13 protein-coding genes are annotated in these 22,274 nt (G+C 36.8%); 3 read left to right on the forward strand and 10 right to left on the reverse strand.

The window, feature by feature from the left end; genetic code table 11:
* Window positions 1-98 precede the first annotated feature (98 nt).
* The 3 genes from ASE21_RS15155 to ASE21_RS15165 all read right to left on the reverse strand — a co-directional run bounded on the left by ASE21_RS15155 (window position 99) and on the right by ASE21_RS15165 (window position 4,199).
* Entirely contained in the window at window positions 99-371 is a 273-nt protein-coding gene (locus ASE21_RS15155) for a helix-turn-helix domain-containing protein (RefSeq protein ID WP_057123598.1), read from the reverse strand.
* 376 nt (window positions 372-747) lie between these two features.
* Window positions 748-3,240 carry a S8 family peptidase gene (locus ASE21_RS15160; RefSeq protein WP_057123528.1) on the reverse strand — a complete coding sequence of 831 codons (2,493 nt, stop codon included), beginning with the start codon at window positions 3,238-3,240 and terminating at the stop codon, window positions 748-750.
* A 5-nt stretch (window positions 3,241-3,245) separates the two neighbouring features.
* Window positions 3,246-4,199, reverse strand: coding sequence for an AAA family ATPase (locus tag ASE21_RS15165; RefSeq protein ID WP_057123529.1), 954 nt, complete (start codon window positions 4,197-4,199; stop codon window positions 3,246-3,248).
* Window positions 4,200-4,416: 217 nt separating this feature from the next.
* On the opposite strand from ASE21_RS15165, the gene ASE21_RS15170 reads away from it, so the two are divergent.
* Entirely contained in the window at window positions 4,417-7,296 is a 2,880-nt protein-coding gene (locus ASE21_RS15170) for a hypothetical protein (protein WP_057123530.1), read from the forward strand.
* Window positions 7,297-7,669: 373 nt separating this feature from the next.
* Here the strand turns inward: ASE21_RS15170 and ASE21_RS15175 are convergent, their stop codons facing one another.
* From ASE21_RS15175 to ASE21_RS15195, 5 genes are all read right to left on the reverse strand, one after another.
* Window positions 7,670-7,957 carry a putative PEP-binding protein gene (locus ASE21_RS15175; RefSeq protein ID WP_057123531.1) on the reverse strand — a complete coding sequence of 96 codons (288 nt, stop codon included), beginning with the start codon at window positions 7,955-7,957 and terminating at the stop codon, window positions 7,670-7,672.
* Window positions 7,954-13,284 (reverse strand): NACHT domain-containing protein, encoded by a 5,331-nt coding sequence (locus ASE21_RS15180; RefSeq protein ID WP_057123532.1) that lies wholly within the window; start codon window positions 13,282-13,284, stop codon window positions 7,954-7,956. Before ASE21_RS15180 ends, ASE21_RS15175 begins: the two co-directional genes overlap by 4 nt.
* A gap of 213 nt (window positions 13,285-13,497) precedes the next feature.
* The gene (locus ASE21_RS15185) at window positions 13,498-15,339 is read right to left on the reverse strand and encodes a UvrD-helicase domain-containing protein (protein ID WP_057123533.1); all 1,842 of its coding nucleotides are present in this window, start codon (window positions 15,337-15,339) and stop codon (window positions 13,498-13,500) included.
* 4 nt (window positions 15,340-15,343) lie between these two features.
* A complete protein-coding gene (locus ASE21_RS15190) occupies window positions 15,344-17,344 on the reverse strand; it encodes an ATP-dependent nuclease (RefSeq protein WP_057123534.1) in 2,001 nt (666 codons plus the stop codon).
* Window positions 17,345-17,596: 252 nt separating this feature from the next.
* Window positions 17,597-18,706, reverse strand: coding sequence for a YaaC family protein (locus tag ASE21_RS15195; protein ID WP_057123535.1), 1,110 nt, complete (start codon window positions 18,704-18,706; stop codon window positions 17,597-17,599).
* Window positions 18,707-18,977: 271 nt separating this feature from the next.
* Here ASE21_RS15195 and ASE21_RS15200 point away from each other — a divergent pair, with 271 nt between their 5' ends.
* Window positions 18,978-19,226, forward strand: a complete 249-nt coding sequence (locus ASE21_RS15200; RefSeq protein ID WP_057123536.1) for a hypothetical protein — start codon at window positions 18,978-18,980, stop codon at window positions 19,224-19,226.
* 148 nt (window positions 19,227-19,374) lie between these two features.
* On the opposite strand, the gene ASE21_RS15205 is transcribed toward ASE21_RS15200, so the two are convergent.
* Window positions 19,375-19,578: a hypothetical protein gene (locus tag ASE21_RS15205; RefSeq protein ID WP_057123537.1), complete on the reverse strand. Its 204-nt coding sequence runs from the start codon at window positions 19,576-19,578 to the stop codon at window positions 19,375-19,377.
* A 25-nt stretch (window positions 19,579-19,603) separates the two neighbouring features.
* Between ASE21_RS15205 and ASE21_RS15210 the strand changes: the two genes are divergently transcribed.
* Window positions 19,604-20,233 (forward strand): hypothetical protein, encoded by a 630-nt coding sequence (locus ASE21_RS15210; protein WP_206779252.1) that lies wholly within the window; start codon window positions 19,604-19,606, stop codon window positions 20,231-20,233.
* 212 nt (window positions 20,234-20,445) lie between these two features.
* Here ASE21_RS15210 and ASE21_RS15215 read toward each other — a convergent pair whose 3' ends face one another.
* A complete protein-coding gene (locus tag ASE21_RS15215; RefSeq protein WP_128414703.1) occupies window positions 20,446-22,110 on the reverse strand; it encodes an endonuclease NucS domain-containing protein in 1,665 nt (554 codons plus the stop codon).
* Between the last annotated feature and the right edge of the window lie 164 nt (window positions 22,111-22,274).

Here is a 22,274-nt window from a genome sequence, read left to right on the forward strand (position 1 = left end):
GTATCGCTGTCAAAATTGACAAATGCCAGACATTAAGCACAGGATCATTAATATAAATTGACAAGTACCACATAATCTGCTTTTCTTTTAATCGATTATTATTCTTCATCGTCAAAAAGTTTTTGAAGATCTTCCCTGTTATAATAATACGATCCAAGAACCTTCCTAAAACGCACTTTATGGGATATCCTAAGATTCTGGACTGATCCAGCAGAAATATCAAGTAATTTTCTGACCGCCTTGCTTTTAAGCCATTGAGGCTCCACAGATTCATTCTGACTGCAATTCAATTGCAGAAATAATTGCTGCATCTTATCCTGTAGAAGAAGTCCAAATTGCCTTAAATCTTCCTTTGTAATATTTTCTTCCATAATCATCTTCATTTAAATAAAACAAACAACAACCAAAGATAGGATTGATTTCTGGAATTTTCATGGACATAATATGTCCATATTATAGACCATTTTATAATTTAAGGCGTTAGTTTCCTTATTCAAAAGTAACAATCATTATAAATCAATACTTTACAACGTAATGGTACAAATATGATACAAATAAAATGAATAAAAATGATCAAAAAAAGGTAGAAACAATAAAGTTCAAAAAACAAAAACCGCTGAAAAACTACGTTTTCAGCGGTTTAGCACTTATTAGTAAATAATATTAATCAGTACTTAATTGACTATTGCAAAACGATACTATCATATTCTCCGAAATTCAACTTTAGTTTTCAGCATCGCGTATACATTAACTAAGATCTAATATAATTTGAACTTCGTTCTGAACGGCCAATTGTGCAGCTACAGTTGTATATATGTCAGCCACGTTCTCCGGTGTTTCAATAGAAACAATTAAAGAATAACGCAGTTCTGAATTGTATTTTTCCTGTTTTTTAAGTTCTTTCCACCACCCAGAGGCCATCGGAAATACAGCCAATTTGTTACAAGAAGCAATTTCGGCTGCAGAACCTTTCCAATAATTGCTGTGTACAGATCCCTTAAAAACAGTATCTGCCCCAAGAGCCCATCTGCTGGATCCTGTAGCTTTTTCAATCAACCCATCTTCTAATCTATCAACTCCCAGATTTTCTTTTAAAATATCTTGATTGACTTTGTTAGTCCTTAATTTAAAATTATCAAAATCTTCTCCAGGATTTATTAGCGCAAACTTCAATGCGGTTGATTGATACGCATACTTTGTAGTATAACCTCTATCCCCCGGATTGGGTTCAACAAAATAAGACAACGTTACTTTTAAAGTTACATCTGTGGCGCCTAAATTCTCTAAAATCTCTTTAGGCCAGGGAAACTCGTAATAGTGTATCTGATTAGTTTTTACTTTTCCGTCTTCGAGCTTATATGGCGTTATTTTTTCTTCAGATATGAAGGTGAGATAATTACTCTGACACTCTATTGCTTTTTGAAGATTAGGAACACCGTATCCTACAGTTCTAAGAAGTCTTAAAACGTCACTTACTTTATTAACATCAATATTAAATTGATCAATCATTTCCTGAGTCCATGAAGAAGAATGTATCATTAATGCTCTAAGGGTTTCTTCCCAAGCTTCCGGATATACGTCCCTTATTTTAGCCAAAAAGTTTGCTGCCAAAGCGGTAGCCGCGCTTGTGGCGTTCATTGTCGTAAAATAATTTCTAACATCGCTTCTTGTAACAGTCAAGATATCTAGATCGTCATGACCTTCAACATCTCCATTATCAAGCAGTATCAAGTTACCTGCTTCGAAAACAACTTCAGGCTTAATTGGCCAGCTTGCATCCCAGGAACAGGATGTTCTGCTGTATGGGGAAAGTTCAAATTTTTTGGCAACTGTACCATTATCCGGCAGGGTCTTCTCCGTATAACCTCCAACGCTAATTGCATTCCATGCCTGAGCCGGGCTTTCCACCGAAAGATTTAGATTGCTTTCAGGGTAATTTCTCCAGTTAAATTCTTCTCTTACATTACCTGCACTAACCAGAAATATTTTTTTATCATTCGAATCTTCACCAAAAATTATTCTGTCCAAAACAGAGGAATATGCTGAAGGCTTGCCGAATTCAACCTGAAAGTCCGTTGTAACGGCCATGCAGAATATTCGTTTATTCTCAGGATTATTTACTATCGCACGATTTACCGCGTCAAGAGTGATCAGTGGAAATTTATTGCGCTCATTCGGATGGTCCGGATGCAAAATTTTTATTGATTCCAGCTGATGATGGATGGATAATGAGCTATTATTCTCAAGAATTGCATTTAAATTTCCGTAAAGAGCGACTCCAGCCATATTTGTGCCATGCCCTAAACTGTCATTGACTCCCCAGTTTGGATCAACAGTCAATCTGTTTGCATCATTCAGTGCAGGCGCAATTAAATGAGGACCATTGTTTACGCCTGAGTCCATTATCGAAATAAAATTATTGGTTCTTGTAAAATTAGTCAAACGCAACGCTTCTTGTATCCATGCATTATTTTCAGTCATATTATGGTTAAGCCAGAAACCATTCAACTCTTCGGTTTTACGAATCTCAGCAATTAGTCCAAATGACGCAACTAGTTCATATAACTGTGCATAATCGGCTTTTACAATTACAATGCATCGCTGGGGAAAACTTAAAATTTCATCAAGGATCTCTATACCAAAGAACTCGCATATCTGTTTTAATTCGGGAACGGACGTCTCTAAATCTAAACTCTCAACAGCTAGCCATAACTCACACCATACCGGTGCTTCACGCGGCAGAGTTTCAATAGGGCTGCTCCATAGATTTTCAATTGAAGATCTGGTAACCACCTCTATTTTATCTACTAATGGCTGATTAACGGGTTTACCGTTTTTTTCTAACGCAATATAATCCTCAACTTTTTTGGTAAGCTTCCCTTTTTGGTTTTCTGCAATATAGAGAGTTGCAGTCTGCTGATTCGTTTCTTTTTCTATAGATACGTTTAATAATACAGCTCCGCTGGAGTCCAAAGATTCGATTTTTAAGCTGTCATTAGCAGCACTCTTAAAAGTAAGGTACTCTCCATCTTTGACAGGTATTCCCTGTTCTGTTCTGATTCTTACATCTTCTGCATGTGAGTGCCAGATATCGCTTAAAGAATGTAATAATGAATTGCCATGCGCATTTCTTTGTCTTGGGGGAAGTTCATCTCCACTTCCTCCGCTCGGAGGCGTTGTATAAGTTTGAGCTGTATGCACATCACTCACAAAAAGATGCGGTTTAGAAACTTCACTCATTATTATTATAAATTATAATTGACTTTTCTGTCTTTCATCATTTGAACTAATAATTTTTGAGTAACCAGATTTTTATCCATTAAAATTATCTCTTTCAGAGCATCATTGCAAGCATTAGTAATCTCTGCGTGAGATAACCCTTCTGCCGCCGCAACTATAGATTTTAAGCTAAAATCTCCAAGAAACTTATGGAGTTTTAGTTTAATCAGCTCCTCAATCTCATTTTTATTTGGTAAGGTGTAGCTGATAATATCATCAAAACGTCTAAACAGTGCCGAATCTAATATCTTTATATTATTTGTAGCACCAAAAATGATGCTCTCTGATGAATCCTGTTCGATGAACTGCAAAAATGAATTCAAAACTCTCCGCATTTCCCCAACTTCATTATCCCTTGCCCTTTCTGCTCCAATTGCATCAAATTCATCAAAAAGATAGACGCCCCTGTTGGAAACCATCATGTCGAAAATCTGTCGCAACTTCGAGGCAGTTTCACCCATGTATTTGGTCATTAATTTATCCATCATAACAACATACAATGGAAGCTTTAATTCGCCAGAAATAGCAGAAGCAGTTGCTGTTTTACCTGTTCCTGGAAGACCTGAAAGCAATACTTTCCTGCGGTTATGCAGACCGTGTTTTAGAATTTTATCGCGCTGTTTATACTCCCTGATAATCCTTGCTAGCTTATTGGAAACATCACTGGAAAGTATCAATTCATTTAATCTGTTCTCAGGATAATACACCAGAACTAAATCGCTTAAATCTGGATTGATGCGGATCACTTTAAAACCATCGGTCTTTGATCGGTCAACTAAATCTTGTATTTCCTTTGCGATAGACATATGTCCTTGTCTTGCTTCATGTGCAGCCACCTGAAGTGCAATAGAAGTGAATCTCTCATTATCATTCTTATAATGGGACTGTAATAAAGATTTTAATTGTTCTGCTGTTGCCATATCGCAAAAGTAATGAAAAAAGTCTTCAAATAAATTTAATTATTTGTAGGTAATTTTTTATTTTATCCGCCTTATTAGGAAAAACAGTCTACTTGCCTCTTATAGCAGCAGAAAAGAATTAAAAAAATAATGCAAGGGAGTGGATTCAAAAAATCTGAAATTATCTTTTTAAATTATTATGCTTATAATTCTTAGATTTGAAATTAAACTTTTCTTTATGAATATATCTCCCACACCTATTTTTTCAAAAGAATTTATAGAGCATTATAATTCTGGGTTTCTGCTTAATAATTTCCCTAACATCCGTGCAAAAAGAGAAATCATTGCGCGTTGGATCAAGGAACTAAATTCTGGAAAATTAGACAGCCTTAAAGAGGAGGAAGTGAAATCAAGATTTGTAATTGACATTTTCGGCAGGGTGCTTGATTTCAAGTTTGATCATTCTAAAAACTGGTTTTTGAAGGAAGAAGCCAAAATGGTTAGCAGCGGCAAAAAATCAGATGCAGCACTGGGGTATTTCGGAATTAACAAGAGCAGTGATGATGTCCGTGCAGTTATAGAAATTAAGGATGCCAAAACAGACTTGGAAAAAAAACAGAATAGAAAAATAAAGATAAGCGCAATTGAGCAGGCATTCGAATACGGAGAAAACATAGGAGAGAAATGCAGATGGGTTATCGTTTCAAATTTTAAGGAAATCCGATTCTATAATCGAAACAGTCCGGAAATATATCAGAACTATAATCTGGAAGACTTAGCAGATGAATCTGTGTTGAAAGAATTCATACTTCTTTTTCATAAGGATCGTTTTATCTCTTTTAATAAAGACTCGCAAACCGATAAGCTACATTCTGTATCGTTTAAACCAATAACAAAAAAAGAAAAAAATATGCATATTTTAGATCAGATGTACCACTGTGTATCAAAGTTTGACGGACTGGTTTTTGTAGATCCTAATTATATTGCATCCCTTTCTCCTTTTAATATCCTCAATACACAGGTTTGGCATTATGAATACAATTCCTTATTTACTCTGAACAATGCCATTTACAGCCTCTTAGAAGAGATTTCAATTGAAAATAACGAAATCAAACTCAGTAAAGTTTTAGAGCGAGAACTTTCTAAAGAAAAAATTTCGGAGCCGTTAGTAAAACTTAGAAAGATTTTCAGGTTTTTAAATAAATGCATGATCTCCACCATAACAGCGGTCAAAGACTATAAAACACTTCAAGAAGCACTTGATTATCCTATCCAGCATTTCTTTAATGCGCCAGAGGATCAAAAAATCAATCTTAATATATCTATAAACGCGGGAGACACCTGCGATTGCCTGAATTGCAATTTCAGAAATTTTGAATTCGCAAAACTGCTGACTAAACTAAAATCAAACAACGGCAGTGTTGATTTTTTCGATTCTGAATATGCCTATGGCAATTACATGACAGCTACGAATGATTACAAAACATCCTTTCAAATATACAAGCATCTGGAAAATCTCAAAGGAAAAGAAGATAAAGCTGTCGAATATTTTCTAACCAGGCTTAACATGAAATATCTTCATAATCTGATCCGAAGCAACTATGAGGGCGAAGATAATGAGAATATCATTGAAAACATTCGTTTTATAGATCTTGATGATGTTATCTTCAATGAACTTGAATACGAAATTGATAACGATGTAAAAAAATACCTGATCCAGATAAAAGAAGAGAAATTATTAAACAAGGTAAGGGAACAGATCAGGAAAAACAGTGCGGAAATACAAAAGTTAAAAAGCCTGTATGATAGGGGTGGAGGACAATACGGAGGAACCGACATAGTTGCCAGGCTAAAAAAAAGTTATCTTCTCCTGCATGAACATGTAAACAAAAATTTTATCATTCAGAATATTTTCACAGACTATAGAAATATTTCAAAAGAGCTTTTTGCGGGCCTTATTGAAAGCTACAAGACCAAAGAAGTTGGAATGCAGGAATTTCATGGTTTTTTTATTCGTGATGCTGTAATTCATCTGGGGATTGAAGATCTGAAAGAAATTTTGAAGGATGTGGCGATTCTAAATATTGAACGGGACAGCATAAAGAATTTGATTGATTTATTCTCCAATTTCTTTACTTCTTTTTATAAAGGAAATGCTTCTTTTTCAGGTCTGCTTCCAAATACCCTATTAGCGGAATCTTCCATAAGCTATGACTTGAGGAACAATCTAAGCAGGATTTTCAGCAATATTTTTATTATGCTTTTGAAAAGCAATATTAAAAAAGAAGATTTTAAGGTTATTCAAACCCCGATACTATCTTTTTTAAAAACAGAAAATATCCTGTACCACAGCAATCTGGATGCTCTTAGCCGTTTCTTGGAAAAGAAGGGAGATTTCTTTGAATTGGATAACTTGGTTGCCATACTTAAAACTGCAGTATACAATGACGATTCTCAGAGCCATAAATATGAACGCCTTGTCAGCAGCTGCAGCAGGTCAATACGATTTTATTACCCAGAGTTTAAAATTGAAGACGAGGCATTAATAAAAAAAGCCGTATCAAACTGCTCTGCGTTATCTTATGGAAGACCTAAAATTCAGGACTATGTGCATCTTTCTAAAATCTGCAGTGCGGAACTTCAAAGGCAGCTTTTAGATGTGACAGATCAATATCTTGATACGTATTTTAATGATCGATTTTACTGGGAACTTCTAAATTTTGAAATATATCAATACACTTATAAAAACTATTTTGAAAAATTTTTGGATGAAATTTGTAAGTATGGCGGAAGCATAGAATTTAAGGACGGAGAAAGCACAGTGCACAATTTCACGTTTTTAAACTTCATTTGGCTGATCCATTCAATTGACATTCAACTTACAATAGAACAGAAAAATAAATTCCAAAGATTAAATAAGTTTGAAGAATGGCTTCTTGACCCTTTTGATTTCGACTACACCTTATTTGAAAGTTGCTGGCTTGTTCATATTTTAAACAACAGAAAATTTGCGGCTTCAATAAAGAATATTAGTGAGATAAAAGTCTCACTGGAAAAGGAATTAAAAGAAAAATTTGACCAGAAGCTATCCAATTTTTATGTACAGCACTTCATTTAATGACCATTTTTATTGATCTAAATCTCACAGTCAATTAACAAGCAAGGAGCTTCAAGCTACTAAATTTATATAATGTGGCATAAAAAACCTGCGGGTTAAAAAAAATATTTTGTACTTCAAAAAAAAACGACGGAGAGCTGTACTAAAGCACTTACGAATATAAAAAATATAGGTAATGCTTATCTATGTGCATGGATAATAAATTTAATATCAGCTTTTTTGAAAGCAGTGCTTTATCAGCAGTGCTCTTTTTTGAAACAAGAAGTGTAAAAACTCAATGCTGATGTAACAAATCTGCTGTTTAAAGATAAAAACTCTTAACGCCTCAACATTTTTTCAGGACGAGGCAAAAGGCTATATAAAAAAAACGCTTCTACAGCAGTCCTTCTCCAAAGTTCAAAATAAAAGTTAAATATTCTACTTCAATTAAGACTTTGTGCTTCGCATCAGCGTGCAGCTCCACTGCATTTAATCGTGTATTTTTTTCCCAATCTGAGATTGCGCGACAGCAGGACGTGCAATAGGAATCCGAAAAGGATACATAATCCATTCCTAACTCGTGGCAGAATTCAATTGATGATGGCTCTCCTCCATGCTCCCCGCAGATTCCTATCTTAAAAGCCTTATTGACCGACCTTCCTTTTTCAGCCGCTGCTTTCATAAGTGCTCCCCACCCGATAAGGCAGACAGAGCATGGCATGTTGCCCTGACCTCAGCTATGTTGCTATGCTTTCCATAGTGTATTATTTCCGAAATAAGGGCAGGATCAATCTTTTCTAAAAGAATACCTGAGACCCTTAAAAGTGAACCTGCTTGGAAAAAATAATCAGGCTTTTCAAATGCATAACGCTGAAGGGAATTTTTTTCAAGAAAACAGCTCTGCAATCCCAATAGAAAACCAAATTTCGCTTCCTCACTGACTTTTTCTTCCAGAAAAAGCACTACTAAGGAAAGCACCCATGATACAATGTTTACTTGCGGATCCATATCATATTTTGAAAACTGTCCTCTATTTGAGCTTAAAAACTTTTTAAAATTTTCAATATAATAATCTTTGTCTTCCAAATTCAATTGGCTGGCAAAGTATCTGCTAATTCCAAAGACCAGACCTGGTTTGAAATAATAGGGTTTATCGTCAAGAAAAGCAAATAGCCTGACAACCTGTTCTTTCTTAAATCTATAACCAAGTTCTAAAAGCTGCTGAAAATGCACCGTATAATTTTCAGAATTTTCGTTTTCAAGCTCCGCTTCAATTCCGATAATTAAATTCTGCTCGAATTCCTCTTTTGAAAGCAGCACCTTATAAATGCCATACAGAATAGTTTTGTGATAGGTGCTTAAATCCCTCTGGGATCTGCTAAACCCTCCAATGTCGAAACTTCTTGAAAATAAGGCAGCATTTACATTGACTCCTCGACAGAACTTTATAACCGTTGCGCAATAGCTGCCCAATTCACCTTTATTTTCAATTTTGCCAAGCTCCTCCCCACTAAAATTTCCAAAGAGCAATACATTGAGAATTTTACTTCCCAGTTCAGCAGGAATCTGCTCTGCAGAAAATAAATACCTCTCCATATCGTTCTCAGAAATTTCCTCAACATACTCAGATCGGTTATTGGCAAAAACACGATAGTATGCAGGCTCAACGGGAATTACATCCTTTAAATTCTTTTTATACGCATCTCGGGTATAAAGCGCAATATAAAGCTCCTCCGCCCGATTTGGCAGAAGTTCCGCCAACTTGTCCGGGTCCGTATCAGAACCGGGGTTGAACTCATGCTCCATCAGCTTGAGCCATGCAAAATTATCTGTATCCGCCTCTATGATTGCCGGAATCTGCATAAGTTCGCCTACAGCAAATGAAATACCACTCTTTATATCAGGAAAACGGCGTTCAAGATTTAAAAGCCATTCATAGGTAGAATCCCATTCATTATTAATGGACAGCCTTTCCTTCTTTAAAAGCGTTTTCATTACCTCTTCAAATCCAGCATTTGTTTTTAAAGCTTTACAAAACAGCCATAATAAAGGCTCTTTTGCATGCTTTGCTTTATATTCATCAGCATCCTTTTGCATCTGTTCTACAATCCTATCATCCAGCAGATCCACTTCTGAATCAACTGTGAACTCAAAAAAAGCACGTTCGTACTTTTCACAGTAGAGCATGTATATTTTCGCTTTTTTAGAATCATCAACCTTGCTTAAATGATATTGGTATAACATATCTGCGGACCGCTGTGCAAGAAGATTATTTTCACTATCCATAAAGCCTACCAGCGCTCTCACATACTCTGGCCTTGATAAAATAATATTGTACTTAGTTTTTACCCCTGAACCTTGAATGTCTAAAAAATATCCTTCCAGAAGAAGCCCCTGTGTCAGGTTATCCATTTGCCCGGCGGTAAGCTGCACATTATTTCGTTTAAGCAGCAATAGCACAAAAATTCTGGCTATACCCAGAAAGCTGTCAGCTTGCTGATGCAGTTTTTTAAGAACAGCCCCGCTATAATGGAGTCCGAGACAGAATCTCTCCCATTCGCTCATATCTGATTTGTTTCCAATTCCATACAATATAGCTTCAAGGGCCTCGAATTCATCTCCGGGATTTGTGGTCAGAAGAATCGCAGCAGAAAGATACCGCACTTTCGAGTCAAGCCCCAGAATTCCTTCTCTTAGCACCTCTTGATAAATATTTTTCGCATTTAAAAGATGTGAAAAGGCAATTCGGATTTCGGGATATCGCGTTAAGGTAAGAAGGCTCATATGCTTAACGGCTTTTCTGAACTGTCCTTCATGGTCTGTTTCGCTCTGCTGAAGTGCCGCCAAAAAAACGCGCCAGAATGCAGGAGGTATGCCTAAGTGGTTGTCAACCGGTACCTGATGTATGATTGATGACAGAGTCGAAATTTCCTGTATCTTTACAAGCTGCTCTATCTTCTGGACAACAGCATAATTCTTTACGTCAAGCCAGTCAATGCTTCTCAATAAAGAAACTCCTATAAGTTTAAAGTCCTTCTCTCCGTTGAGAAATAAAAATAGTGCCGCCGCATCTGTGAACTCATTCTCACTAAGGACACAGTACTTCAAAAAGGCGACAAAATCTTCCTCTTTTATAAAAGCCGATATTTTTTTCTTAAAGTCGTTAAAATTCTCAAAATTAATACCTTTAAGCAGCACACCTATTATGCCTTTGGTAATTTTTCGGTCTGTATTCAACTCAAGCCAGAGTTCAGCAGGTTTTGAATCATTGTCAGCCTGGCGGTTTGATACAGTCTCCAGAGCATCCAGGACTTGAGCTTTTGAACTTTTGAACTCTTCAATAAGAATCGCTCTTGCCTTTGCTCCCAATGCCGGTTTTGAAAGGTTTCCACAAAGCAGCTGCAAACGCTGTTTTGCTGTAATTTCTTTATCGGTAATCATTGCTATTACCGGCAGCAGCTCATAGCAGAAACTGCTGGGGAATGTTAAATTGGGCATGATGAGGCTTTCAAGCATCACCTTTTCAGAGTCTTTGATTTCATAGTTCTGCAGTACCAAATACTGGGAGAGAATATCAGAAGCAAGCTTTCCTTCGTAATGCATCAATGGATTTCTGAGATTGAGATAATTATCCCAAAACCAGCCAAAACCTTTTTCTTTGGCTAGAATCATGCAGCTAGCATATGCACTGGTAGATGCTGTATCATTGTCATATTCAATTCGTATCGGCCTGTACTGCATAGAGTCCAGCATTTCAAAGTATGCTGCGCAGAGGTTCTCCGACTTAAATTCAGCCGCCAGCATTGCACCTTGCAGCACAAAATTCCGGGGCCAGGTTAAGTTTTCCCCAAGCAGGTCTGCAGCTCTTTTTTCAAGTTCGCCTGCCATACCCTTCTGTCTGGCAATTGCCAACGCAAAGGAAACCGGCCTCCAATAAGCGGCCATATCTGGGCTGAATGCTTCCTCTTTAAGCTTTTCAACCAAGTACAGCCCAGCAGCGCATTCCAGTAAGGGAGCTGATATAAATGCAAAACTTTCTCCGGTAGATTTTTCCAGAAAATTGTTTTTAAAAAATTTGACTGCCTGAGCCGCAATTTTAGGTTTATTTGCCCCTTCGGCTACACTGGAAAAAATGACTGTCTCCAACTGATCCTCCATAAGCGCTTTACGCGGGGAGGAAAGAATTTTCCAAGCCAGATTTGCCAATAACGGTTCTTTAGTTAAACTGTTTGGATAAGCTGCCGCAAAATCTGAATATTCATCTATCTTGCCATCAGCGCTGTTCCATTTTAACTTCTTTTTAAGTGTATCATATAAGATTGCCCCTAAGGTCTTATCGGAAATTCCGGCGTCAAGGCTATCCCTGATTGAGCAGATTATCAAGGGCGTAGTTGAAATGGCATAAAGCTCAGGCCTGCCTTTAAGGAACGACAATCGGTTTTTGCAGTCCTGCTCACTTTGAGCAACCGAAAATCCCCTATTTAGCGCTTCAGTATACAGAACCCTTGAAATGTCATTTTCTTCCAGTGGCACTATGCCCAAATTATGCCATCCCGACGGAACTACACCTTCAAGTTCTATTGGCCTTCCTGTGGCAATTATTTGTAAAAATTCATTCTCAAGTTTTAGGCTTTTCAGAAGAATGACCAGCTGCCTTGATGTTTTCAGCTCCAGCTCATCAAGTCCGTCCACAACAAGCACACATTCCTTTTTTGTTTTAAACACGGTATCCAGGTCAAATATCCCTTCCTTAATCCGCAATTCTTTATTGACGTAGGCATTTATTGTTTTTTTGAGCCCTTCTATGTTTAGGGCATTATCTTGTTCAAAATAATTAGATGGTATAAACAAAGGAATAATTTCATGCTGCTCTTCAATCAATTCAAGCAAATAATTTGCCACTATCGAACTTTTACCTGTTCCTAGTTCACCAAAAAGAAAAACCGGTTTATTGGTTTGGATCAGATTTGAAAAAAAACCTTTCACTGATTGAGATTTTATCCCGTCGTAATTCTCGGCATCCGATGCTGTAATTTTTATGCTGTCATCAAGAAGCATTACTTCTCGGTGCAGGAGCCCCGGCGATTTTCGAATTCCGGATATGGCAAAATACTTAAGGTCAATCAGCTCTTTTAAATATTTCTTAGTATTTGCGGCGATCTCACTATAGTCTATTGAAAGGTATTTATAGCTTTCCTCATCTATCTGTTGGAAAACAGCCTTATAAAATATATTTTCAACTGCTGTCCTGCTCAAAAGACGGTCCTCCAGATTCTTCTTGGTCTGCCTGATCTCCAACTGATAAAAAAGCTCTGCCCTGATAAGAGGTGCTTTATATATTAAATTGGGAGATTCTATAAGTCCTGAAGTTATAATCTTATCAAACACCTCTTTTTCCAGCTCTTCAGATGAAGTAGTGCTGAAAACCCACTGGATGGAGCTGAAAAATATCTTCCAGTCTTCGTCATTGAAGGCCTCTAAAACCGGGAAATTGCTTTTCTCAACCGTTACAAATTTATTTTTCTCATACTGCCTTTTATATTCATCCAGAATTAAAGCTTTTACCGCCTTAAGGGTCAACGGATTGGAATAGTCACCTCTGTAAAGCGATTCTATTATTTTCTCCTCAGGAAGTTCAATGCCTAACTTTTGGACTCTGCCAGAATTTATTTCCTTTGCTATCTTGTTTGTTGCGTAAATTCCAAATTTTATTTTTTTATCCCTGCTGTTTGCCAGCCAGTGATCCAGAAAATAAACCATTGTGTTCTTAATGGCGCTGCTTGCGAATGAAAAATTTGACGAATCATAATCCTTATTTTCCTCAATATAGATATATTGTTTATCTGCAACATAAACATCTCCGCTGTACTCAATTGCCGCAACAAAATCACTTTCACTGCCTTTAGCAAGTTCATCCAGCAATAAGGAAATGGTTCTTAATTTTTGTAATGTAAACCCCTTAGAAGTATTTCCAGCCTCCCTGGATATTGTTTTAATCTTATCTGACATTTTTAAAGCACAATTGGTTGGTTATTTTTGAATCTAAATATAGGAAACAATTAAAAAAAACAATCTTACTAATTGCAGTTTTCTATCCATTTCTTATGGTGTTTCCATCTGTAAGAAGACTAATATTCCTAATTGATTTTTTTACAAACTTAAATTTCAGCTGCGCCGCAAATTCTGAATTTGCCAAATTCTCCGCAAACATCACTAAAACAATTATTTCCTTTCGACTATCTGCACAATTCCTGAATTCTGCAATTCATCAAAAATGACTTTAATCTTATTTATAAATTGCTTCTGCTCTCCAAATCTGACCGTTCTTTTCTTGCTTAAGGTAAACATTACCTTTTCTTTCGCTCTTGAGAGGGCGACAAAAAAAGCGCATTTATCTTCGTCAGGCTGTCGGTCGAATGACCAGAATGCACCATCTTCCAAACCTATAAATACAACGGTATGATATTCGAGTCCTTTGCTTTTGTGGATTGTCATAACAGGTATGGTATCTTTTCCCATCACCATGTCTAAGGCTTCACCCATATCATTTACTGTAAAGTAATCTTTGATCAGTTCATTTTTCAATAGTCCTGTAATCCGGTTAAATTCGGTTATGCTTTTATAATGGGGATAGTTGGCCCTTATGCGGTCAATGCCTGCAAAGCCGATAATTTCATCAATCAGGCCTTTTATCTGTTCTTCGGAAAGTCTTGTTTTTTTCCATTTCTGCCTTAGCCCGGCAATAAAACCTGAAATGGATATTTCCAGCTTAAGGAGCTGCTGATCATCAAGTTCCGTATGCAGGTTTTTCAAAAAGTTAAAGGCATTTTCTTTGGAATTCCCTGATTTGCTATTGAATATCAGGTACAGCACATCGATGGCATAATTGCATAATTCCTGAGTTAGCACATCCTGCAGAACGTTTTCGTCACGGGCTTTTATTCCGTTCTGATTAAAAAAATCAATAAGCTGCCCTGCATAAACGTCAAGCTGCTGCTTTACCAATATGCATATGTCTCGCGGATCAATTCCATCCTCATTGATCCACTTTTGAATATCCGTGAACAGTATTTTCATTTCGGATTCAGGATCCTCGAATATCCAGACCTGGCATTCACCCTGATCTTCATGCCATTTAGGAGATGGCATGGCTAGATCATCTTTACCCAGCAGGTGTTTGGTAAGATGGTTCAGCAGGGCAACGAGTCTGGGGGCGCACCGGAAATTCATATCCAGAGGTATCCTTTCCGCCCCCATTTCAGCCATAAAATCTTCAAATACAGTTTTGCGGGCTCCCGCCCAGATCATAATACGCTGTTTGTCGTCTCCGACTGCTGTAAAAAAACTGCTGCTGTCCAAAAAACAGCTTTTAAAAAAATCATACTGAACCTCAGTGGTATCCTGAAATTCATCCAGAAAAACGAATTGATAGGTGGTCTGCAGGTATGACCTGATTTTAGGATTACTGGCCATAATATATTGTGCTAAACGCATCACCATTATAAATGAGAGCTTTCCCTCCCGCATCATACTGCCCCATACCCTACCCTTCAAAATTTCTTCTGAACTGTCCGTTGAAAACGGCAGCTGCATATTGTGCAGTTTTATGATTTTATCTTTATTGGCAGAACCGTAAAAATCAGCATCTTCATCCCTGTAATATTCCAATACAGACTTTTCATTTAAGAGCATTTCGTATTCGGGGACCAATCTGAATGTATCTGGAAGCGCTGAGTGAAAACGATCAAGAATCTGCTTGGCAAATGAATCAAATGTCAGAGAATCAAATCGTTTTGACAGTTCGTCACCGCAGCGCAGCCTCACTCGCTCCTTTAGATTGCTGGCCGCATCCCTTTTGAAACTTATAGCAAGGATTTTATGCGGATAATCACAGGTGTTGGTCTGCAGCAAAAAGCAGGCTTTTTGTGCTAAAAGTTCTGTTTTGCCGGCTCCCGGACCAGCCACCACCAGACTATTTTTAACTTCTGTTGCGACATTATGCGCATTCTTTTCGAGCTCAAGTCCGTCTGCAGGAATCCACTCGTCAGCTTTAATGGGCTTCATCCGCTTATTGTTTATCTAAAATTTCTTTTATTCTTGTAAAAAATTCTCTAAAAACCGGCGGTAGATTCCCTCTGATCTCTCTGGGTTTCATTGAAGACAGTACCTGAATATGAGTTACGGGTTTTCCCCTTCCCAAGAAATGATAATTGTACCAGATCATCAGCTGCTTTTCTTCTTCGGAATAGTTATAGCCGATGGCTTTTTCAGATTTTAGGACTGCCTGAACTGCTAAGGAAACTTTTTTAGCAAATTTCTCTTCTTCGGTTTGCTTATCAGGAATCTGCGGTCCGCCATTTTCCGGCACTGCCCTTTTATAAAATTCAGGATAGTGCGTAAGCATTAAAAAATCAAGATCCAGAGGAGCAGAGTAAAAAACTCTGTACCTTTTTAGTGTGCGCACCCATGAACCCAAGCTTTTCAAATCCTTATCTGTTTTTAACGTTTTTTTATGCATCAATTCCAAGGAAGAATCAGGCAACACCCCTCCCCCTTTTAATTTCAATAGGATATCTCTATCCGCCCCTACTTCAATTAATTGTTTTAAGGCATATTTCACTCTTCCCCATCCCCCGCCGTCTCTTTCGATATCCAGATCAAGCAGTGTCACATAAGGGATATGAAGTGCCTCAAGAAGTTTCCAAATATGGCTTACAAAACGGTGTCCTAAGGGGGCGAATGTTATAATATTATCATCGAAATCAATATTCATGACCTCCATCAGGCGGTTAAATATGACCTCTTCGCTATCACCCTCTCCAATAACTACAAGCTTTGCAAAATAAATTTCAGGATAATTGTGTACGGCTTCTTTTATGTACTTATAGGCGTCGTCCTTTCTTTCCGGAAGTAAAATTCTGCTGACTTGAGTTTCATATTTATGGTTAATTCTAAAATGCAGTATGCATTCATGTTTTAATCTTTTAACAATCGCCGGTGTATGGGAGGACATTAAAACCTGTGAGCTGTCATTGCAACTGATTTTTTTTAGAATTTTTATAACCCTGCCGAGCAGCTGGGGCGCAATATGATTTTCAGGTTCTTCCACTGCAAGGATGGTAAGCAGAGGACGGTTTATCCCGATATTCTCCTGATCTTCCTGTTCTGAGAGTTTTTCTTCAATATCTAACAGCGCGCACACCAGGGTAAGGTAAAACAGTGAACGGTAGCCCTCTCCAAGTTCATCAATCTTATAGGATCTATAAGTACCGGTAGGGCTGAACGAAATCTCGATTTTTTTTAATATTGAATCAAGATCGCTGCCTCCAAAGCCAAGCGCAGTATCTTTATAACGTTCATCTTTATGGAACTGCTGCCATAGTTCTGTTATGGATTGCTGAACTGTTCCGAACTCATCGAGCGAATTGAAAAGATTGTTTAATTCAGTCACTTTCTTATCAAAATCCCCTTTAAAAGCTTCGCCCCATTTAATCTTTTTCAGTACACGAAATAAAATTGTGCCCGAAGAATACCGCAGCTGTTCAGAAGGTCTTCTAATCGCGGGAACATACAGCAATTGAATCAAACTTCTAAAATGGCTGGGAAAAAGCTTTTTGCTGTCTTCAGTTTCCTGAAATCCCTGCGCCGTTTTTATAAAATACGTTTTGGAATCGATCTCCCCGTCAGGAATAAAATTCGATTTTTTCCAATAAGCTTCCAATCTTATCCGTAGATAAGGATCCCCGTCTTGTTCATCTACAACCATTTCAGAAAAAAAATGCGGTATGGCCTGTTTTTCTTCCTCAGAAAAATCAATTACAGCTTCAATGGATATATGTTTCTCTTCGGCAAAATCAGGATCCTCATCCTTACCGACATGAAAATCCTGACGGAAAAGCTCCCGATCTGCAGAGGTCTGCCCAAACATTTTTTTTAATGCTTCAAGACAAGTTGTTTTGCCCGCACTGTTCAGGCCTATCAGCCCAACCAGATTATCTTCAATTGGAATCAAAACTTCATTGGGTCCAAATGATCTGAAACCTTTAATCTTTAAAGTGCTTATTTTCATACTTCCTTTTTTGATAATCCAAATATCTTCTATTCCAGCAGACTTTTTTTACGGAAAACCATATTCACATCAAATATAAGGATGAGAAAAAAATGAAAACTAAGTATTTACACGTGTTTTAGTCATACTTTATGATCTATAAAACATTTAATGAACAGCAATCTATAAAGGATGCATTAAAATGATTTGGATTTTGCGTCTCAGGACTGCAGGCGAAATCCTAAATGCAATAAAAAACAACCCTTTCAAATCTTACGACCAATACGAATGGCCAGCAAAAATGAAATCCCGGCCATAGAACCTATTCAAAAATAAATTGGGAATTATCCTTTCTGTCGAATCGGCAAAAATACTGAACAGCGAGCGGAACTGATCATGCTGGCCTTCGGAGATTTCCCGCCAAAGATTTGGACGATATCTGGTCCAGATACTTAAGATGTAGAGCAATTTAAAGTATAACAATAAAGTGTCATCTATTGTCACTAATGGTTTTATTACACATTCGCTTGCGATAGGAGATCTATACACGGACTTGGCCTCTAGGACCTCTATGGGAAACTTATCGCATATAAATTTTTCTTTTGCATTTGGTGCAGAATTTTCTTTTTTGTATTCGAAAATGAAATTATGGGTAAGGCCTAAAATATCATTGATCTTTTCCACAGTTAGATAGTCAGAATTTTGCTGTTCACCTATTACAACGCTAGAATATCCTTTATCCTTGGCCAATAAATCACTTGCATAGAAATTTATATAATTCGGCTGTTCCCTGAAAATTTCAATATAAATATTTTTAAGTTCCGGAATTCGGGACAATAGATCTTTCAACGAAATTAATTTTTCTGTTTCGTCTGCTGGAACATCGGCCACTTTCTTATAATTCTTGGACATAGCTGCCTGGTCAATATTATATCCAAAAATTTTGAGTATTTCACGATAAAAACCATTGTTACAGCAGTAAATAAACTCATTATTTTCTATATCTGCCATTCCTGAATTATAAATTGTTTTTAATCCATGACCACCATTTTTTGAAAAGTTCTCAATGTCAGCAAGTGTAAGTTCATTGCGGACATCACCAATTAGCAATGCGCTTAAAAGGTTATAGGTGCCATAGTAAAGAGATGTAAGGCTTGGTGTTAAATTCTTTGAGCTGGATTGGCTGAAAAGATCCCTTGCACTGCGAATACAGAAAGCAACCCCTTTAGACTTTTCAATTAATAAATCATTACTGATGTCTATATTCTTCAATTGGCATTCCTCGATGAGTTGATTTCTCACTCCGTTTAAGGTTGTCAGAATATCAATCCTATCCCAGATCGCAGTTTTTGGAGTTTCAGTAAAAATTCTTTCGTAATTCATATTAGCTTAAAATAATATCTACCGGCAATAAAGTTTATCCTTACATTTTGCTAATATAAAACTATTCTTCACAAATAAATACCGTTTCACTTAATATATTCTTCTGACTGGAAACGCAATATGGTTATGCATGCAAACTTATAGGACAGCTATTGGAAGACTACAAATTGAATAACTTCGTAAAAGCAAAACATCAATATCAAAATCAGGTAGTTACACCTGTTAAAGATTCAAATTTTAACAATATTTTTACAGGGAAAAACAACAAACTATGCTAATTAATAAAATCAACCTTGAAGTAAAATTGTGGGGCAGCATTCACAACGTAAAAGTATTATTGGAAGGAAACATCATCAATATGTGGGATTATGATCGAAAAAAAAAAATCAGTACCAGAGAATTAATTGATTATCCTATAGATGAACAATTAGATGTTCGAATTAAAACAAGAGGCATGAATGGTTCAAGCGCTGTCTTGACAATAAAATTTAATGGACAAATAGTCGGAACTATTGACTGACAAACGAAGACGGAAGAAACCAGAAAGAACTCAGCATATCCCTTAACACGCCAACAACATGAGAAAAGTATTTCTTTTTTTTCCTTTTTGCTTTATCTTACATCGGACACAGCCAAGCCATTATTGAAACTTTAGACGGCGAGGAACTTCAAATAAATTTCAGCAAATATGTACCTGATTTTTCAATAATCACAGCAATCAATACTTCGGCCGTAACAATACAGCTTAAAGGATACGTGCCTTTAAAACGTGGAGATATTGTTCCTGATCGATCTTTGATTCTCGGATATAAAATAAAACCTTCTGAAGGAGTAGGCAGCATTTTTTCTAAGGGACAAATTAATTCTAGCATGAATTTTAATGCAAGCTATGCGTTTATGAAAGAAATATCGGGAAAGGATTATTTTTTGAATTTTCAAAGTGCCTACAACATTGAAAAATCAACTATGTATTATCCTGACGAAATATATGAAGATCAAATTCATAATTTTAATTTTTCAGGTGCCGTGTTTAATGTATCTGTGAGCACACTTTTTAAAGGTTTTATTTTTCCTACATTAACATTTGGATACGCAAGAAAAAACAATTATGCAGATCTGGATAAAATTGAAATAACTGATTTTCAATTTATAGAAAATCCCTCAGAGAACAATATTATAAGAGGTTATGGTCCTGTAGTCAATGCCCACGTCGGCAATTATAAGAAATTTGATCGTTATCCATTAAAAATGACCGTTTCTTTTATTCCTGGCGAAGATAAAAAAAACAACAATAAATTATTACCTGGAGGAACTTTGTATTACAGTGCTGATTTTGGAAACACAAAACCAGTTCATAAATTAGGCTTAATTGCCTTTTTAACGAAACAAAACAACGAAACGGGAATAAGATCATCATTAATAGGCATAGGAATGCAGGTAAAAGATTTTACCAACAACCTTAATTCAGATAATTCAGTGGCAAAACGAACTGAGATAAATATAAGTGCTAGCATATCTCTGCTTTAAACTTATAAAAACATTCGATACTTATTCTTTCAAGATACCGAAATTTAATAAAGATTTCAGATGCTCAAAAAAAATAAAGAAATCAAAAGATTTCTAAAACAATCTATATCATGACATGGAAACCAAAATCATTTCCCCTATTCAAAAGCAGCAACACAAGTAGACCAACATATTACGAAGTGTATGGCACAAATTAAGTGGCGACTTTTAATTTAAATCCAGATGCCGCACACGAAAATATTATTTTTTAAGCTAAAAGTATGTTTTTTGTAAATAGCGGCCAGCTGCTCGACAAAACCACTGTTTTCGTTCATAAACCTGTCTATTCCATCTTCAATAAATCCCACTTCCTCAAATCTGTAATTTCTGAACACAAAATCCTTCCTTTGGTCATCTCTTACCTCGACCAAATAGCTCTCGAAAGAAAGCCCAAGCTCTTCCAAAACAGCATCATTGTTTCGATCAAATCCACCCCAGTTTAAAGTCATTATGAAATTTTCGGGATTTCCGTTAAAACATCTGTTCATGAGAGCATTCAGATGCGGTTTTTTTCCATTCCACTTAAAGGTGCCAAGAAAGAACTTCTCATGAGCATTTTTGTTCACTCTTATAATATACTTTGGCAGATGTTCGTTTCTCTTTCCTGATATGGCAATAAGGATAAAAGTCAGCAGAATATGGGTAGTATTGAGGATTTCAATCCCAAAATCGTACCCTTCAAGAGATTCAATATCGTCAAAGAAGATTCTCAGGTGGTTCTTCCATACCTCATTATACTTTAATGCTTTTGCCGAATTTTCTTTCATTTGGAGAAATTTGGCCCTGCCGCTGATGACAAAACTGTCTCTTAAGATAGCATTACTTGCCCCGCTGTCCCCCATCATCTCGCTTATTATCTTCTCATCCGTTAATAAGGTATTTGCTTTCAGAGAATCAGATCGGATGATCTCCAAGATTGTCCAATTTTCTGCTGTGAGTATTTTGACCAGTTTTGCAGGACTACCGCTTTCACATTCATCAGAATAGAAATAGGGCTTGAGCGTACCCAGAATATCGTTTTCCAATACCTCATCTACTGCCTCTTGATCCTTGATTTTAAAAAACTTGAGATAATCTTCAGTCTGCTTATAAATTTCAGGATCTGTTTTTAAGATTTCCCAATAATTCTTGGTAGGTAATCTATGAAAAGCAGAATATATCATAAATTTCGGAAGTATCATTGTTGCGAAATGCTCATAATCAGGTTCCGACCCTATCATTGCAGCAGACATTTCCGCTAGCCTTTTTTTATAATCGCTCTCATTGGTTTGTGGAGCAGCCATGACAAACAGCACATAATCCTCAAAACCTTTGAGTCTGTAATTCTGATGGTGGTTCTTCAAACCTTTTTTCAATTTTTTTTCATCGTTGTACAAATTGCATTTATGAACAGGACTTAACAGTCGTCCCTTGCTTGTCTTACAGGGAACAACCCTCTTGGCCGAAATTACCTTGTACTCTCCGTCGACCTCAAGATGGTACCCCTCAACAGTAATACCAGATTCATTGAAGAATGCTGAAAAAGGCACCAGAAGCTCCTCCCAGCTTGTAGAAGCAATGACCGCTTTTATTTCCCCCGCATTTGCCTTGTACTTCTCTTTTACGGCTTCGACATACTTGTAGATTTCATGGATGGCCTGGCGCTCGGCCTGATTGGACCTTTTAATTTCGATTATGATGTAGTTGTTCTCCCTGTCCTTGGCCAGTATGTCGATAAAACTTTTGGTTGTAGCTCCTTTGGCAATATAATGCTCCTTGCCTATTAATTCGTATTGCGGATTAAGGATCCCTAAATTTTCAGCTAGGCTGTCCCTGATGAGGGCTTCATAATTATTCATACAATCTGATATGCTTTCAATTATTTTTTTCTTATAAAAACCTGTAAGATATTGAAAATAATCAAAATGAAGCACTCAATATTTCAAATTTCAAGGCTTGATTAGAAAACAGTAAAAATGCACCTGTTTTCACTGGACGCAGCTGATAAAATTGAAAACATTTC

This window comes from Flavobacterium sp. Root901, from assembly GCF_001429765.1.
In the GTDB taxonomy this organism is placed as follows: Bacteria; Bacteroidota; Bacteroidia; order Flavobacteriales; family Flavobacteriaceae; genus Flavobacterium.